At 55.0% G+C, this 15,785-nt stretch carries 14 protein-coding genes, 1 tRNA gene and 1 riboswitch; of the genes, 5 read left to right on the top strand and 10 right to left on the bottom strand.

Annotation, left to right across the window (positions count from 1 at the left end; genetic code table 11):
* Nucleotides 1-94 precede the first annotated feature (94 nt).
* The 5 genes from AMUC_RS09885 (at nucleotide 95) to dgt (ending at nucleotide 4,917) form a co-directional block, all read left to right on the top strand.
* Nucleotides 95-169 (top strand) — tRNA-Val (locus tag AMUC_RS09885).
* A 100-nt stretch (nucleotides 170-269) separates the two neighbouring features.
* Entirely contained in the window at nucleotides 270-1,178 is a 909-nt protein-coding gene (locus AMUC_RS09880) for an EamA family transporter (protein WP_012420877.1), read from the top strand.
* A gap of 149 nt (nucleotides 1,179-1,327) precedes the next feature.
* Entirely contained in the window at nucleotides 1,328-3,202 is a 1,875-nt protein-coding gene (locus AMUC_RS09875; protein ID WP_204223460.1) for a multicopper oxidase domain-containing protein, read from the top strand.
* A 33-nt stretch (nucleotides 3,203-3,235) separates the two neighbouring features.
* Nucleotides 3,236-3,529: a hypothetical protein gene (locus tag AMUC_RS12905; protein ID WP_204223462.1), complete on the top strand. Its 294-nt coding sequence runs from the start codon at nucleotides 3,236-3,238 to the stop codon at nucleotides 3,527-3,529.
* Nucleotides 3,530-3,597: 68 nt separating this feature from the next.
* Nucleotides 3,598-4,917, top strand: coding sequence for a dGTP triphosphohydrolase (gene dgt / locus AMUC_RS09870; RefSeq protein ID WP_012420876.1), 1,320 nt, complete (start codon nucleotides 3,598-3,600; stop codon nucleotides 4,915-4,917).
* 37 nt (nucleotides 4,918-4,954) lie between these two features.
* On the opposite strand, the gene AMUC_RS09865 is transcribed toward dgt, so the two are convergent.
* From AMUC_RS09865 to AMUC_RS09820, 10 genes are all read right to left on the bottom strand, one after another.
* Complete coding sequence (locus AMUC_RS09865; protein WP_052294485.1) at nucleotides 4,955-6,766, bottom strand: PDZ domain-containing protein; 1,812 nt, start codon at nucleotides 6,764-6,766, stop codon at nucleotides 4,955-4,957.
* Nucleotides 6,767-6,828: 62 nt separating this feature from the next.
* On the bottom strand, nucleotides 6,829-7,308 hold the full coding sequence (locus AMUC_RS12155; RefSeq protein ID WP_094137846.1) for a hypothetical protein: 480 nt from the start codon (nucleotides 7,306-7,308) through the stop codon (nucleotides 6,829-6,831).
* Between the two features lie 270 nt (nucleotides 7,309-7,578).
* The gene (locus AMUC_RS09855; RefSeq protein ID WP_157738281.1) at nucleotides 7,579-8,532 is read right to left on the bottom strand and encodes a S1C family serine protease; all 954 of its coding nucleotides are present in this window, start codon (nucleotides 8,530-8,532) and stop codon (nucleotides 7,579-7,581) included.
* A complete protein-coding gene (locus AMUC_RS12710) occupies nucleotides 8,529-8,711 on the bottom strand; it encodes a hypothetical protein (RefSeq protein ID WP_031931307.1) in 183 nt (60 codons plus the stop codon). Before AMUC_RS12710 ends, AMUC_RS09855 begins: the two co-directional genes overlap by 4 nt.
* Before the next feature lie 12 nt (nucleotides 8,712-8,723).
* Nucleotides 8,724-9,395 carry a hypothetical protein gene (locus AMUC_RS09845; RefSeq protein ID WP_012420874.1) on the bottom strand — a complete coding sequence of 224 codons (672 nt, stop codon included), beginning with the start codon at nucleotides 9,393-9,395 and terminating at the stop codon, nucleotides 8,724-8,726.
* A 15-nt stretch (nucleotides 9,396-9,410) separates the two neighbouring features.
* The gene (locus tag AMUC_RS09840) at nucleotides 9,411-9,989 is read right to left on the bottom strand and encodes an RNA polymerase sigma factor (RefSeq protein WP_042449209.1); all 579 of its coding nucleotides are present in this window, start codon (nucleotides 9,987-9,989) and stop codon (nucleotides 9,411-9,413) included.
* Nucleotides 9,990-10,120: 131 nt separating this feature from the next.
* The gene (locus tag AMUC_RS12150) at nucleotides 10,121-11,026 is read right to left on the bottom strand and encodes a thioredoxin family protein (protein ID WP_157738280.1); all 906 of its coding nucleotides are present in this window, start codon (nucleotides 11,024-11,026) and stop codon (nucleotides 10,121-10,123) included.
* A 138-nt stretch (nucleotides 11,027-11,164) separates the two neighbouring features.
* Entirely contained in the window at nucleotides 11,165-12,988 is a 1,824-nt protein-coding gene (gene thiC, locus AMUC_RS09830) for a phosphomethylpyrimidine synthase ThiC (RefSeq protein ID WP_012420871.1), read from the bottom strand.
* Between the two features lie 65 nt (nucleotides 12,989-13,053).
* Nucleotides 13,054-13,173, bottom strand: a riboswitch (TPP riboswitch).
* A 135-nt stretch (nucleotides 13,174-13,308) separates the two neighbouring features.
* Nucleotides 13,309-15,186, bottom strand: coding sequence for a heavy metal translocating P-type ATPase (locus AMUC_RS09825; protein ID WP_012420870.1), 1,878 nt, complete (start codon nucleotides 15,184-15,186; stop codon nucleotides 13,309-13,311).
* Nucleotides 15,187-15,316: 130 nt separating this feature from the next.
* Complete coding sequence (locus tag AMUC_RS09820; RefSeq protein WP_012420869.1) at nucleotides 15,317-15,592, bottom strand: metal-sensing transcriptional repressor; 276 nt, start codon at nucleotides 15,590-15,592, stop codon at nucleotides 15,317-15,319.
* Nucleotides 15,593-15,785: the final 193 nt, after the last annotated feature.

Raw genomic sequence — 15,785 nt, 5'->3', positions numbered from 1 at the left:
TGACGGCGGAAAAGCGGAATCCTTTTTTACCCGATTTCAAAAAACTCCTTGCCAATCCCCGGCACGAACGATATATTCCTCCTGCACTGCAAATGCGCGGTTAGCTCAGTGGTAGAGCACATGCTTCACACGCATGGGGTCACTGGTTCGAAACCAGTACCGCGTACCATTTTCCTGAACACCCCGGAATTCAATATTTCGGGGTGTTTTTATGTTTAGAACCATTATCTTACCCCGTTTTTTGGGTAATTTTGCATGTTCCCGACTATATGCTCTGCGCCGTGGGCATTGACTTGGTTTTCCTCTCTCCGTATGCTTCCGCCCGCATGCCTGCGTTGCTGCTCACGTCTTTCATTTGGGCGTTGTCATTCGGACTGCTGGGAAATTGCCTGTCCGGACTTCCCGCCAGCTTTGTCGCACTGGCACGCATGGCCGGTTCATTTGCCGTTTTTCTCCCCTTCGTCCGGAAGGCGCCCCTCAGCCATGCCGTGGGGATGATGGGGATAGGCGCCGTCCAGTTCGGAGGGATGTATCTTTTCTATATCGCTGCCTTCCACTATCTGCCTTCCCACCAGGTTGCCCTTTTTACAGCCACCACGCCGATTTATGTGGTTCTAATAGACGGCCTGATGAAAAAGAATCTTCCGCCGCTCCATCTGGCGGCGGCTATTCTTGCAGCCATGGGAGGGGCGGGAATCCTTTGGAAAGGATATTCCTCCGGTAACGGGGAGTTAACAGGAATCGTTCTGGTCCAGCTTTCCAACCTCTGCTTCGCGGCAGGTCAGATAGCCTACATTTCCCTGAAAAATTCCTGGTTCGGGAGAAGCGAAGCATCCTGCTTCGCCTATGCCTATGCAGGCGCCCTGCTGGTTACTCTGCCTTCCGGCCTGCCGTCAGGACTGGCCTGCTGGCAGGGGATTTCAACCGTGCAATGGTGGCTGCTGACCTATTTGGGCGTCATCGCTTCAGGAGTCTGTTTTTTCCTGTGGAATTACGGCGCGCGCCGGGTAACTCCCGTAAAGCTGGCGATTATGAACAATCTCAAGATTCCCCTGGCGGCCATGACTTCCCTGCTCCTGTTCAGGGAGCATTCCAACATGTTCCTTCTGTCCATCGGCTGCCTGCTTATCCTGGCCTCTTTCCTGATCGTCCCTATTTCCTTAAAAAACGACGCATAAAATAAATTCCAGACGCCCTATTCCGTCCGAATTGGAGGCCCCGCCATTTAGCAGATTTGGCCAAGGGTGGGCATGACACATCACATCCGTTTCATTTTGAACTGGAAATTCAAGAGGCAGGTCTTTCCTGGCAGTGCTTTTTCCCATTCATGTTCACACGAACCTTCCATTTTCTTCCATTCCTGTGCTGCTTGCCGATACTCTTCTCCCCTTCTCTGGCAAAAACGGTAGAATACGATTTATATGTCCGGAACGCTCCCGTCAATTTTACCGGAGTCACACGCCAAGCCATGACCATCAATGGGAACATTCCCGGCCCCACATTGCATTTTACAGAGGGAGATACTGCGGTAATACGGGTGCATAACCTGATGGACACGGAAACTTCCTTCCATTGGCACGGCTTGCTGGTGCCCAATGACCAGGATGGAGTTCCGTACCTGACTTCCGCTCCTGTCAAGCCCCACACTACGCATACCTATACTTTTCCCATCATCCAGAACGGCACGTACTGGTACCATTCCCACAGCGGTTTTCAGGAGCAGAGCGGCCTGTACGGAGCGTTCATCGTCCGCAAACGGCCCGATGACCCGGCACGCAGGACGGAGGACGCCCTGCCGGAATATACGCTGGTACTGAGCGACTGGACGAACGAGAATCCCCAGGAGGTGAACAGAATGCTTCACACGGGCTCCGACTGGTTTTCCATCCGCAAGGGGAGTGTACAGAGCTATTGGGAGGCCCTGCGCTCCGGCTGCATGGCAACCAAGCTGTTAAGCGAATGGAAGCGCATGAACGCCATGGATGTGAGTGACGTGTATTATGAATGTTTTCTGCTCAACGGCATCCCGCGGGCTTCCCTGCCCCGGCTGAGGGGCGGCGACCGCATCAGGCTGCGCATCGTCAACGGAGCATCCTCCACCTATTTCTGGCTGAGGTATGCGGGCGGGAAAATACGCGTGGTGGCCAGCGACGGGAAAGACGTTGTTCCCGTTGACGTGGACCGCATGATAATCGCAGTTTCCGAAACTTACGACGTCATCTTGGAAGTGCCGGAATCAGGCAAGGCCTTTGAGTTCCAGGCGACGGCAGAGGATACTTCCGGGTCTTCCTCCCTGTGGCTGGGCCATGGGGAAAGGCAGCCTTTGCGCCCCTTTCCCAAGCTGAATTACTTCAAAAAGATGAAGCAAATGAATGGGATGATGACCATGGGAGGAAATATGAAGATGCATCATCACGGCATGCCGACCGCCCATTCCGGAAATATGGAGATAATGGACATGAAGTCCGGTTCCTCCCATGGGAGAGGACACGGCAACATGCAGGAGGACAGAGAAGAAACCACCCTGACGTATGACATGCTGAAGTCCCCTTCCCGCACCACTCTTCCTTCCGGCGTGCCCGTTAAGGAATTGCATTTCATGCTGACCGGTAATATGAACCGTTACGTATGGAGCATTAACGGGAAAACTCTTTCCGAGACGGACCGGATCATGATCAGGGAAGGACAGAATGTGCGCATAATCCTGACCAACAATACCATGATGAGGCATCCCATGCACCTGCACGGGCATTTTTTTCGGCTGGTGAACAGGCATGGGGATTTTTCTCCGCTCAAGTTTACAGCGGATATCCAGCCCATGGACACCCAGGTGATTGAGTTTAACGCTGCAGAGAAAACGCGCGGCAACTGGTTTTTCCACTGCCATATCCTGTACCACATGATGAGCGGCATGGGCCGGATTTTTACGTATGAGGATTCTCCCCCCAATCCTCAGCTTCCCCACCCCATGCAGGCACTTCAGCATGTTTACGACATGGACCGGAAATGGTACCTGAGCGTGAACAATGATTTCGCCACCAACGGGAACATAGGGAACCTGGAATTCGGAGGCACCCGGTGGAGCATGCAGGGAGAGTGGAAAATAGGCTACAAGGATACGCGGGGTTATGAGGCGGAAGGGAGGCTGGGCAGGTATATCGGGGAGAAGCAATGGCTTTACCCCTACATCGGGGCGGACTGAACTTGCCGCAAGGGGGAGGCCGGAGAACGCAACATGTTCCGACAGACCACCAAAAAGGACCGGGAAATGGATGGCACCCTGGGAGCCCGGTACATGTTGCCCCTGCTCCTGATTGCGGATGCGCGCATTGACACGGACGGAAAGGTGCGCCTGCAATTGGAGCGGGACGATATCCCGCTCACCTCCCGCCTGCGCCTTTCCTTTTCCCTGAATACGGACCGGGATTATTCCGTGGGCCTGCACTACATCCTGACCTCACACCTCAGCGTTTCCACCAATTACGACAAGAACCTGCACTGGGGCGTGGGGCTGATGCTGACCTATTGAACTCCCTCTCTATTTTTCTCCTGTTACATCCGGGCATTCCCCTGTAGCATTTCCTTACCATGTCAGGGATGATGAATTGGCAGCAGCTTTTGTCGGACGCGCGCTGGGGATCCAGGCATCGGAGTACGGCATCTCCACAGAAAAACCGCAGCAATTATGACCGGGATTACGGCCGCATTCTGTTTTCCAGTGCTTTCCGCCGCCTTCAGGACAAAACACAGGTTTTTCCCCTGGGCCGCAACGATTACGTGCGCACACGCCTGACGCATAGCCTGGAGGTAGCCCACATCGGTTCTTCCCTCGGCATGCTGGCAGGGGAGTGGCTGGCGAAGAAAGGGTCCCTGCCCGCTCCTATCATGCCTTCCGATGTCGCTACCATTGTTTCCACCGCCTGCCTGGCCCATGACATCGGCAATCCGCCCTTCGGCCATTCCGGTGAAGACGCCATTGAAACCGCCCTGAAACGGCACGGCCTGGAGCTGCCTTTTGAAGGGAATGCCCAGGGATTCCGCATCCTGACACGTACAGGAGATCCGATGGAGGGCAACGGCCTGAAACTGACGGCGGCTGTTTTGGGCGCCTTTATGAAATATCCCTGTACGCAATCTTATTCCTCCGCCGTCAGGAAAGGCAGCATAGTTGCGGCCAACAAGCTTGAATGCAAGAAATTCGGCATCGGGGAACAGGAAAGGGAAGCTGCTTCTTTCATGGCTGGACATCTGGGGTTGATTCCGCGTTCCACACCTGATGCAGCACATCTTTGCTGGAGCCGCCATCCCCTGGCGTATTTGATGGAAGCCGCGGATGATATCTGTTACCGCATTGCGGATATTGAGGACGGGTATTTTTCCGGACTTCTGGATTTTGCTTCCACCAGGGATTTGTTCAGCCCTTTCCTGACGGAATCCCAGCTCTGTTATGTCCGGGAACTGGAAGCAAAAGAGGAAAAAGATTCCTGCATCCATTATATGCGCGCGCTCGCCATCGGCAAAAGCATTCAGTCCGCCGTGGACAGTTTCGTGAACCACGAGGAAGACCTGCTGCAAGGAAGGTTGGAACAATCCCTGATAGACAGCTCGGAACTGGCCGCCCCGCTGAACGGCTTGTACCAGTACGCCATCAAGAATGTGTACCAGGCCAGGGAGGTTATTGAAGTGGAAGCCATGGGTTATAAGGTACTGGGAGAATTGATCGACTTCTTTATGGAATGGGTGAATCATCCATCCTCCGGCCAATCCCAAAAAATCGCCATCATGCTTCAGGGCACCGGCGTACCCCGGAACAACGGCGGGAAGGCTGCACGCCTGGAGCACATGCTTGATTATATTTCCGGAATGACGGATTCTTTTGCCCTGGAGACTTACCGGAAGTTGACCGGAATTCTGTAATTTCCGCTTCCTCTTTTTCCGGAGGCCAGAAGCATCCTCAAAACCGCAAATCCGCCTTTCTATTTTCCTGGTTTCTCCTGACGGTTACGGTTAATTTACCGGAAGACGGCAGCAGGCGTTCGAGCTTTTCCACTCCATCCACCTTATTCCCGCCCGCCATCAGAAGAACGTCGCCGGGCAGAATGCCGGCAGAGGAACAAGGGCCGTCCTTCTGTACCTTGACAATAACCAGCGCCCGGCCCAGATCCTCCGGCATCAGCCCAAAGACAGACAAATCCCCTTCGCCCTCCGCTATCCTCACTTCCGCCCCCAGTTTCTTCACCAGCACCGTTTCCCGTTTCTCCATCCTGTTCCCGGCAACTTCAGGAATATCCGGAGTTCGCGCCAGGGCTTTCAGATGCCGGGAACGCACGCCGAAACGGTCCATGGGAAAATTGCGGAATCCCAGTTTAAGGGCGGGGGAAGAAGCCCGGACGGAAAAATCCCCCAGACCGGGAGCAGAGAACAGGGCATCCCCCTTCAGGGAGTGCCTGTCATTGCCGGATTGCCTGGCCAGTTCGGAGGCGGGTTCCACCCCTTTCATTCCCTTCACATGCACAAAGTTCCTGTCCATCAGTTTTCCCCACGGGGAAAAATCCATGTTGCCGGCGGGACGGTAACGGTCTTCAAAAATAATGTTATTGTAAAATTCGTCCCCGCTGTTCCTGAACCATACATGCGGGTACAGGGTTTTGTTAACCATAATATTGTTGTAAACCTTGCGGTACCCCCCCTCCCGGAGCTTCAGGCCGGAGGAAAGCATGAGGTTGTTGTAAATAATATAGTTGGAAGAACCGTCGTCCAGGTCCACATCCCATCCGTGATCACAGCGCCAGCGGTTGTTCCTGATGATATTAGGTTGCCGGATATCCAGCAGGACGACGTCCTTGTCCTGGCTCAGCGCCATCTGGTCCCGGACCCAGAATCTGTCCCGTCCCCAGGAGTTGAACGAACCATGGTCGCTGGTTTCCCTGACGGTATCAAAAACGTCATTGTATTCAATCACATGGCCGCCGAAAGCCCCCTCTCCTATGTTGATACCCGCCCGGGGAAGTTCGTAGATGGAACAATTTCTGACGGTAATTTCCCGGGCCAGGGATATCTGCACTCCGGCAGTCTGCTTTTCCACCAGCCCCGTCCGGGTAATCAGGCAATCATCCACCATGCAGTTCCTGGGAAATTCATTGTTTCGAGGTCCCGGAACCCTGTCGATTCTCTCCAAGGACATTCCTTTGGCTTCCCGATAATTCTTCGGTCCCCGGTAGCAGGAACGGTCCCCCACAAACGCTACGCCGTTGGAACCTATGTCATGGATATAACAGGACCGCACCAGAAGATTTTCATTATTCCCGTCCACAAAAACGGCTGTTCCACCCAACCTGGCAAATTCGCAGGAGAGAATGCGGCACCCCTCCGTTCCCCGCAAGAGTACGGCTCCGCTTCTGAAAATGGTCCAGTCACTTCTCAGCAGGGGTTCCCGGTTTTCCATGAAGGTTCGCCGCGTTCCAGTCAGCACCAGATCCCGGAGCGTCACGTTCCTGACGGGGGATGAGCCTTCCCCCTGGATTTTGACCAGTTCTTCCAGGCCGCCGGCTTCCAGTCTGGCTGCAACCAGGTCCGTTCCCTGTTCCGGATACAGGTAAAGGATATGTTCCTTTCTGTCCAGATACCATTCTCCGGGAGCATCCAGTTCCTCAAAAACATTCTCTACAAATTTATATTTTTCGTGCGGCGGAGAGGGACGGTTATTCTGCCAGCCCCCCTGCTTGACCAGTGTATTTCCATTTTTCCCCGTAATGCGGAAGTGCATGTCTCCCTACATGCGATGATGAAGGGCATGCAGATACGCACCCGCCGGATTTTTCCAGCGGGCTACACCCGTTCCGGAGCGTCCGCGTCCGGGGCCGTTCCCTGGAAAATGCGTTCTTCGGGAGTTGCGTTGGGATACCTGGCCATGTGCATGGGTTTGCCGTTGACCAATAATACGTCCATTTCCAGTCCGGAGGGCACGGAAGTTCTCATGATCCCATCACGGAAGGGCTTCCAGTCCGCAACAAAGGGCTGAGCACCGCTCAATACCGCCTTATGCGGATTCTTGGCACGAATAGTCAGACCGGAATGAACCGGACGCAGGAGCAGCGGTTCCGCCAGGTGATAAATACCGTCGGCCAGGATAATCTGGCAGCCTTTTCCGTAATGCCCTTGCCCGGCCTTCCGCACAGCGGCCTCCACGGAACGCATCGGAAATTCTTCCGTCCCCGCATGAGCGTCATCTCCGTCAGGAGAAACAAATATATCCGCTCCCAGGCTCCAAGAAGCGCAGCAAAGCATCCACAAAATAAAACCATTCATGTCGTTCTTTGAGAAAAAACCGCCGCCAGAAACCGGGCAGCCTGAAAAAACCGCCGTTTTCCCAACACCTGCACTTAACCATGAAGCGGTCTATTTTGTTGAAGGATACGCATTTCCATGATTTTCCTTTCATTCTGCCCGTCATTATTTTCATCTGCCGCATCAACACAGCTTTCCCCTCCTCTTCCACGTAATAAAAAAAGCTGCCCCGCACGGGGCAGCTGTCGTCAACTTCATGAATATGGATTTCTCCGCTATTTCATGAAGCCGTTAAAAGCAGAAATTGGTTTCTATGTTTTTCAAGCGTTCCCTGACGGCTTCCGGCACGGCGGCTTTTTCCTCCTGCGTATTGTAGGGGCCGGAATACAGAACCTTTCCCGCAGAGTCCGTCACATGAACTGTGGTTCCCGTCCGGGAATTAGAAGAAACCACGATAGTCCCGTTGGCATCCGACATCCGGACGGAAGACATGCTCTGGCCCCCTCCGGAAACCTTGCCCATGGGAGGCATGGGCATTTGATGAAGTCCCTGCAAGCTCCGGAGCATTTGCGCCGCGCCGGGAGTCAGGTTCATCCGGCCGATGATGTCGTCCATCCGGTAATCATCCATGGCGGAATCCTTCAAAAACTCATCCATCATCTGCTGCATATCCAGAATACGCTGGGGGAGATTAGGCCGTGCAGCCATTCCGGAAAAAGGCGCCGTCTGACGCCGGACGGAAGGAACTGCGCGGGGCTGCGTGCGGGGATCCCCCTGGGCCGCCAGTATTTCTTCAGCGGAAAGCGTTCCCCCATCCAGGGTAATTTCAACAGTCTCCCTCTTTCCTTTCCGGTAAAATACAGCCGTAATCCTGTCTCCAGGCACCTTTTCAGACAGGGCTTCCGTCACAGACTGCGGACCGGACAGGGAGACATCCCCCAGCTTGACCATGACGTCATTTTCCTGGAGCCCGGCCTTGGCGGCGGGGCTGTCCGGCATCACTTTGGTCACCAGCACTCCGGGGAATCCACTAAGCTCCAGCTGCGCAACGAGCGCTTGGGGCACCGTGCCCGGAACAATTCCCAGTCTGGCCGGTTTGGAAGAGGGGAGCGGCTTCACCTGATGCGCGTACGGCGTCAGAGGAGGCGGCTGAAGGTTGTCCGTACTTCCTGCGGGCCGGTCAATGGAATATCCGGAGCCCGAACCTACCAGCAATCCCAATGTCAGAAAGATACAGGTTTTCATATCCATGTGAGATAATATACAGCATCTGTCCATACAATGTTCAAAATTTGTGCATTTTTTTCGCCGCTTCCGGGACGGCATCCTTCGCCGCAGAACACCGGAAAACGCCAGGCATCTTTCCTGCCTGCCAAGGAAAGCCGCAATGCCGCAGCAGATCGCACAATTCCGGCGATATTCATGCACCGCAATTTTTAATATTCCTTTTCAGGAAGAATTTTGCGGATAACGGCGGGAGCAATCACAGGCACGCGCTCATCCCCTCCCTGCAATTCAAAAAGGGTGGGCGTCCGGAGCAACTCCCGCTTTTCACCGGGAATCACAGGAGTTTCAGCCTTTTCCGAGGGAACTTCCCCGGCATTTCCGGTCGCCACCGTCCCTACGGGCGCCACCAGAGCATGTTGAACCAACATGACGCCCCCCACAACGGCAGCCGCGGAAATGCCGGAAATACAGGCAAAACGCCGCCACAGGGGGATGTTCAGCGCTTTTTCCCGTTTTTCATTACTGGCGCAATTCATGGCTTGCGCCATTTTACAGACGGAAAATTCCAACATGGAAGAAGCGGAAAGCCTTTTCAACCGGGTTTCCATCTCATGTTCGGATTCCGCACACATCAGGGCACAGCATTGTTCCCTGAACAGGACTTTTGCCGGAGAGGGCCGAAAACGTTTCAAAAGGGATTCCATCTCATGAATTTCATCATCGGAGATTTCATCACGCCGGAAACAGCTCTCCAAAGGGAAGATTTCCTCACACTTTCCGGCCAGCCGGGAAATCAGTTCATCAGATACGGGAAGGGGCTGCAGGACGGCAGTACCGCCGTCTTCCTCCCCTGCGGCGGATGATGTTGTTTCATGGTTCATAAGGGTAGAGCGCCATTAGAATTGATTCTTTTTATTTCTCAAAGCCCTGCGGAGCAAGTCAATACCGTAACGGTACCGGCTCGCCGCCGTATTCTGCGAGATTTCCAGCGTTTCCGCAATTTGCTGAAAAGTTTGTTCCCCCCATATTTTCAAGACAATGACCTCGGAGAATTTGGAAGGGAGCTTCCTGAGCTGCATTTCCATGAACTGTTTGAGTTCCTCATCTGCCGCAGCACTGGAAAACCAGGGGTCCATATAAACATCTTCGTCCCGTTCAGAGGCGCAGGCTTCATCCTCCCTTTTCTGGCGGCGGTCGGATTTGCGGCCATAATCCACCGCCAGACGCCGGATGGAGGCAAAGACATAGGAAAGCCACGCCTCCTGCCCTCCCACAAATTCCCCGGAAGCCTCCTTGCGAGCCAAACGCACCAGGGCATCCTGAAGTATATCCTCCGCATCTTCCGGTGAGCGGGACTGCTGGCGTGCAAACAGAAGCAGCTGGGAAGCATGTTCCCGCAGCCACTCATCCCAACTCAGCAAATGGCTGCTTTCTTCATCAACCTCCTCATTCCTGACGTAAGCCGGCGTATTCATTTCTGCATCCGTACATTCGGTTCCTTCATCAGCCATAGCGCAACAGCCCTGTTTTTTTGTTTAAAATAAAAAACGGAAAGGCATGGCCCTCCCCCTTCGACGGAAGACGGCCATGCCTTTCGGAACAATTTTTACTTCTCCTGATTGATATGTTTCCGCATATTGTCAATCCACGGTTCCAGTTTTTTGGCGGCTTGAGACTCCGGATCGGCATCACGGGCAATTTCCAGGTATTCCAAAGCCTTGGGCAAATTACGTTCCAAGGTATACCCATCACTGATATATTTGGCGATCTTCAGGCGGATGGGAGGAAGCGTATCCTTTTTTTCCAACATCTGCAATGCTTCCTCCCGGCCGGCGCGCGTTTCTTCTGCGGAGAGCCTCCCCGAATATTTTTGGCAGAACTGTTCCCACACAAGCCGCTGCTTCTCCATGGCTGCGGCTTTTTCAGACTTCTTTGCAAAACCGTATTTGTCCTCCGGGTCCAGAGCGGAAATTTCTGCAATCAACCCCTTCTGGAAAGGCTGCAAATCTTCCGGAAGCACGTTCAAGGCCTTAACCAGTTGCTCCAGTTTTTCCTTTCCTTTCAATGGCTGGGCCGCCGCTACGGCCTCTTTCAACTTCCTCCTCGTTTCTCCGGCAGCCTCCAGTTTTTTCAGATATTCCTCCGGAGTTCTGGTGGCACCCACTATTTTAGCGTAGGGAGCGCCATTTCCTTCCATCAACAGAACGGATGGGAACGAGGAAACGCCATAACGCCGCATCAGCTCTTCATGGAATTTTAACTGTTCCGGCGGCATTTTCCCGGCAGCCTTGGGGAAATCCAGTTCCAGCAGCACGAATTGATGATCCGCCGCATATTTGGCGAACGCATCCGTGTCAAAAATATTTTTGCGCAGGTAAATGCATCCGGGACACCAGTCGGAACCGGTAAAATCAGCCAGCACAGGATGTCCGCCCTTTCCGGCCTTCTCCAGCGCTTTATTCCAATCAGTCTCCCAGGAGGAAGACGCGGAACAAATCAAAGCGGAGGCCAAGGAAAGAACACCAATTGCAGGAAAAAATGAATTTCTCATCTTAACCGTACTATAGCAGGATACCGGGGCTTGTCATTCTTTTTTAAGGGCTGGCCCCCTCGGAACCGCAAGCCCCGCGAAATGCCGGAGAAAAGACGCCTATTGCTGTGAGCGGCGGCGGATATCCTGGCTCAGGCGCATGGCGCAGAAGTCCGGACCGCACATGGAACAGAAATGGGCTTTTTTGGCGTTGGCATGGGGAAGCGTCAGGTCATGGAAGGAACGGGCCTTTTGCGGATCCAGGGAAAGGTTGAATTGATCCTCCCAGCGGAATTCAAACCTGGCCTGGGCCAGAGCATTATCCCTCCATTGCGCGGATGGATGCCCCTTCGCCAGGTCTGCGGCGTGGGCCGCCAGCTTGTAGGCAACCACGCCTTCCCTCACATCCTCCCGGTCAGGAAGCCCCAGATGCTCTTTTCTGGTTACATAGCAAAGCATGGCGCAGCCAAGCTGGCCGATAATCGCCCCTCCGATAGCTCCGGTAATATGGTCGTAACCGGGGGCGATGTCCGTTACCAGCGGCCCCAGCGTGTAAAAGGGCGCTTCCATGCACCATTCCAGCTGCTTGCTCATGTTCTCCCTAATAAGGTGCATGGGAACGTGGCCGGGGCCTTCATTCATGACCTGCACGCCCGCTTTCCACGCGCGCATGGTCAAATCCCCCTGCACTTCCAGCTCCGCCAGCTGGGCGAAGTCGTTGGCGTCCGCCACGGAACCGGGCCGCAGGCCATCCCCGATGGAGACGGCAATATCGTAAGCCGCCAGAATGGAACAAATTTCATCCCAATGGGAATAAAGGAAATTTTCCTGTTCGTGGATCATGCTCCACTGCGCCATGATGGAACCGCCGCGGGAAACGATGCCCGTCATGCGCCGCGCCGTATGGTTCACGAACCTGAGCAGAAGGGCGGCGTGCACCGTCACATAGTCCACGCCCTGGCGGGCCTGTTCAAGCAGGGTATCGCGAAAAACCTCCCAACTCAGGTCAGCCACCTTTCCTCCCACCTTTTCCAGAGCCTGGTAAATGGGAACAGTACCGATGGGGACAGGGGAGTTTCTTAAAATCCATTCCCTCGTCGCGTGGATATTCTTCCCGGTGGACAGGTCCATAACGGTATCCGCCCCCCAGTGAATGGCCCAGCGCAGCTTTTCCACCTCCTCCTCAATGCTGGATCCCAGCGCGGAGTTGCCTATGTTGGCGTTGATTTTTACCAGGAAATTGCGGCCGATAGCCATCGGCTCACATTCCGGATGATTGATGTTGGCGGGAATCAGCGCACGGCCGGAGGCAATTTCATCCCTGACGAATTCCGGCGTAAAGTAGGCAGGCATGCGGCAGCCGTTCCGGCGTTCCGGGGCATGCTGGTGATCCAGGCGGTCGCGGGCCACCATGCTGGACGGCCCAAATCCCTCCTGCGCCTCCAATTCGGACGGACGCGGCATCATGGTGAGCGTTTCCAGGGCTTCCGCAGCTTCGTCCGGGCGGCTCTTGGCATTTGGATAGCGGTCGTATATCGCCTTGAAAGCCTGTTCCCTGCCCAGATTTTCCCGGATGGCGACAAATTCCATTTCCGGCGTAATGACGCCCTGTTGGGCGTAATAACGCTGTGTCACAGGCGTCTTGCCCGCAGCACGCAGGGTGCGCTCGTGCCCCACATCCTCTTTCACATCCCCGCGGGCCCGTATCCAGGCGGCACGCAGGGAGGGAAGCCCCTCCTCCGCAGTTCCCTCATAAGCAGCGTCCCCCCAGGGGCCGGAGCAATCGTACACGCGCACCGGGTCATTAGGGTGGGCGGTGCCGTCGGGCAACAAGGTATCGCCCAAAATGATTTCCCTCATGGGAACCCGAACATCCGGGTACAGACGGCCCGGAACATAAATGCGGCGGGAACCGGGATAAGACAAATTGGAGGTATCGTTCATGGGATGAATGCTGTTCTGTTCCGGCAGGGGAACAGCGGAAACGAAACCTCCCCGAAAAACGGGACAAGCCCGTTCAATCGAACTCCCTGCGGCGGAATTATTCGCATCAGGTTTGAAGGGTTCTGCGGGAACAGCATGCCGTTCCTGCAATCTCAGCCTTTATTTGGGCACCCCTGCCGAACTGGAAAAAGAATAACACGGACTTTCTCTTCATCCAAGCGTTTTCCAGCCCGGCGCGGTGAAACCGGAGCGTCAAAAAGACGGACTCCGTTCCCTCCCGGCAATCAACACGGGGAAGTTTCTCTACCCTCCAGGCGGATTCACGCGTTTTTCCTCCTCCATTTCAGCAGAAAAACGGAGTTGGCGATCACGACGACGGAGCCCGCATTGTGAACCAGCGCGCCAGCCACGGGATTCAGGATGCCGCCCGCCGCCAGGATGATGGCGATGAAGTTCAGGGCCATGGAGAATGTCAGATTGCATTTGATTGTCCCCATCATGCGCCTTGACAGACGGAGCAGATGGGGCAGTTCCCGGATATCGTCATTGACCAGGACAATATCTGCGGCATCCACGGCAATGTCACTTCCTATGCCGCCCATGGCAATTCCCGCATGAGAGGTTTTCAAGGCAAGGGCATCATTGATTCCGTCCCCAACCATGCACACACGGTTCCGCTCTTTCTGGCACGCGTCAATCCAGTTGAATTTGTCCTCCGGCAGGCATTCCGCGCAAACCAGGTCAATCCCCAGTTGTCCGGCGACACGCGCGGCGGCATTCCCATGGTCCCCGGTCAGCAATACGGGAACCACTCCGGCATCCCGTACTTCCCGGATGGTAGCTACGGCATTCTCCCGCAAGGTATCCGACAGGGCGATCAACCCTGCGGCCTGCCGGTCCATTCCTATGAAAATCACGGAGCACCCCTCCTCCTGATACCGTTCCGCCGCACGTCTGGCCTCATCGGACAGCTCCACCCCGTTTTCCCTGAACAATTCCAGGTTGCCGGCCAGAAGTTCCTTTCCCTGCGCCACAGCCCGTACTCCCCTGCCGGGAATCATGCGGAATTGTTCCGGTTGGGGAAGTTTCTGCACTGAATCTTTCCGGTAACAGCGGACAATCGCCTTGCCCAGAGGATGTTCAGAACGCAGTTCCGCACAGGCGGCATATCTGTAAAGTTCCTGTTCCGGGAGCTCCGGCAGGAAACTGCGCACGGCCGCCACGCGCGGAGCACCGCAGGTAAGCGTGCCCGTCTTGTCGAAAGTGAGGTGGGACACGCAGGACAGGCGTTCCAGGGCATCCCCTTCCCGCACCAGGAAGCCATGCCTGGTGGCGTTCCCGATAGCGGCCATGACCGCCGTGGGAGTTGCCAGCACAAGCGCGCAGGGACAGAATACCACCAGAATGGTAACGGCGCGGATCAGTTCGCCCGTGGCCATCCAGGCCCCCCCTGCGGAAACCAGGGCGATGGCAACGATCCAGGTGGCCCAGCGGTCTGCCAGCCTCACTATTTTAGCCTTCCCCGCATCTGCGGATTGGACGAGGCGCACCATGCGCTGGATGGAACTGTCCTTCCCGGTCCTGGCCGCCTTCATGTCAAAGGTTCCGAACTGGTTGACCGTCCCGCTGGAAACCTCATCCCCGGTTTCCTTGTCTATCGGAAGAGGTTCCCCCGTCATTACGGACTGGTTGACGGAAGTGTGCCCGGAAAGAATAACGCCGTCCGCCGGAATCGTCTCTCCGGGCAATACGCGGAGAATATCCCCGATGCGAACCTCTTCCGCCGGAATAACCTCCTCCCTGGTTCCTTCCACTTTCCGGGCGGTCGCCGGGGTCAAACGGACCAGCCTTTCAATACCCTTCCGGGCCCGGGCTACGGTCAGCTCCTCAAGGAGTTCCCCAAGCTGCATGATAAATGCAATTTCCGCCGCAGCGAAGTCCTCCCCAATGATGACGGAGGCAACCAGAGCGACGGAAACAAGAACATCCGCCTTAATATCCCAGGCCGTCGCCAGGCCAAGGACGGCTTCCAGCACAATGGGAACGCCGCACAGCACAATGGCTATCCATGAAATTTCAAAGGGCAAAGGTTCCATGCCAAGCATGCTCATCAACAGAGCTAATCCGGAAACGGACAACAGTGCGACTTTCCGCCTTGTCCCTCCCCATTCCAGCAATTTTTCCAATCGGTCCAGCATATGATGATTTTTCTTTTCATACCCATACGGGTACGGGCATTTATATACCTATAGGGGTATAGGTTTTTCAAGAAAAAAATGAGCCCCCCTCCCGAACCTTCCAGAAAAAGGCATTAACCCCTTGTCCCATTCAAATCATGTTGGCAAACCGCTCAACCGCCTTGGTGAAGCGCGCGATCGTCTCTTCCGGGTCTCCGTGTTCAAGTCCGTCCCGGACACAATGGCTGATGTGCCCCTCCAGTACGACCTGCCCCACCTTATGCAAGGCGGACTTGGCGGCATTGAGCTGAGCAAGAACATCTTCACAGGGAACGTCTTCGTCAATCATCCTGTCGATTGCCTGCACCTGTCCGATAATCTTCTTGAGGCGGCGATGCAAATTTTCGGAATTCATGCATTGTTTCATGGCGGCGTTTCCTGATGCTGCTGAGGGGTACTCGTATTATCAAGTTATCAGGCAGACAGGAAATGCTGTCAAGAACAGAGTCCTCCCCCGGCAGGCGGCTCCGTGCATCTTCCAACGGAAACACCGGACGGTTTTTCATTATTTTCCCCTCTTTCCCTTTTGCCGGGGAACTTTCTCCATTCCTTGCTCTTCT

It is taken from the genome of Akkermansia muciniphila ATCC BAA-835, assembly GCF_000020225.1.
Classification (GTDB): Bacteria; Verrucomicrobiota; Verrucomicrobiia; order Verrucomicrobiales; family Akkermansiaceae; genus Akkermansia; species Akkermansia muciniphila.
Note: the sequence above shows the minus strand (reverse complement) of the source record. Positions and strands in the feature narration are given on the sequence as shown.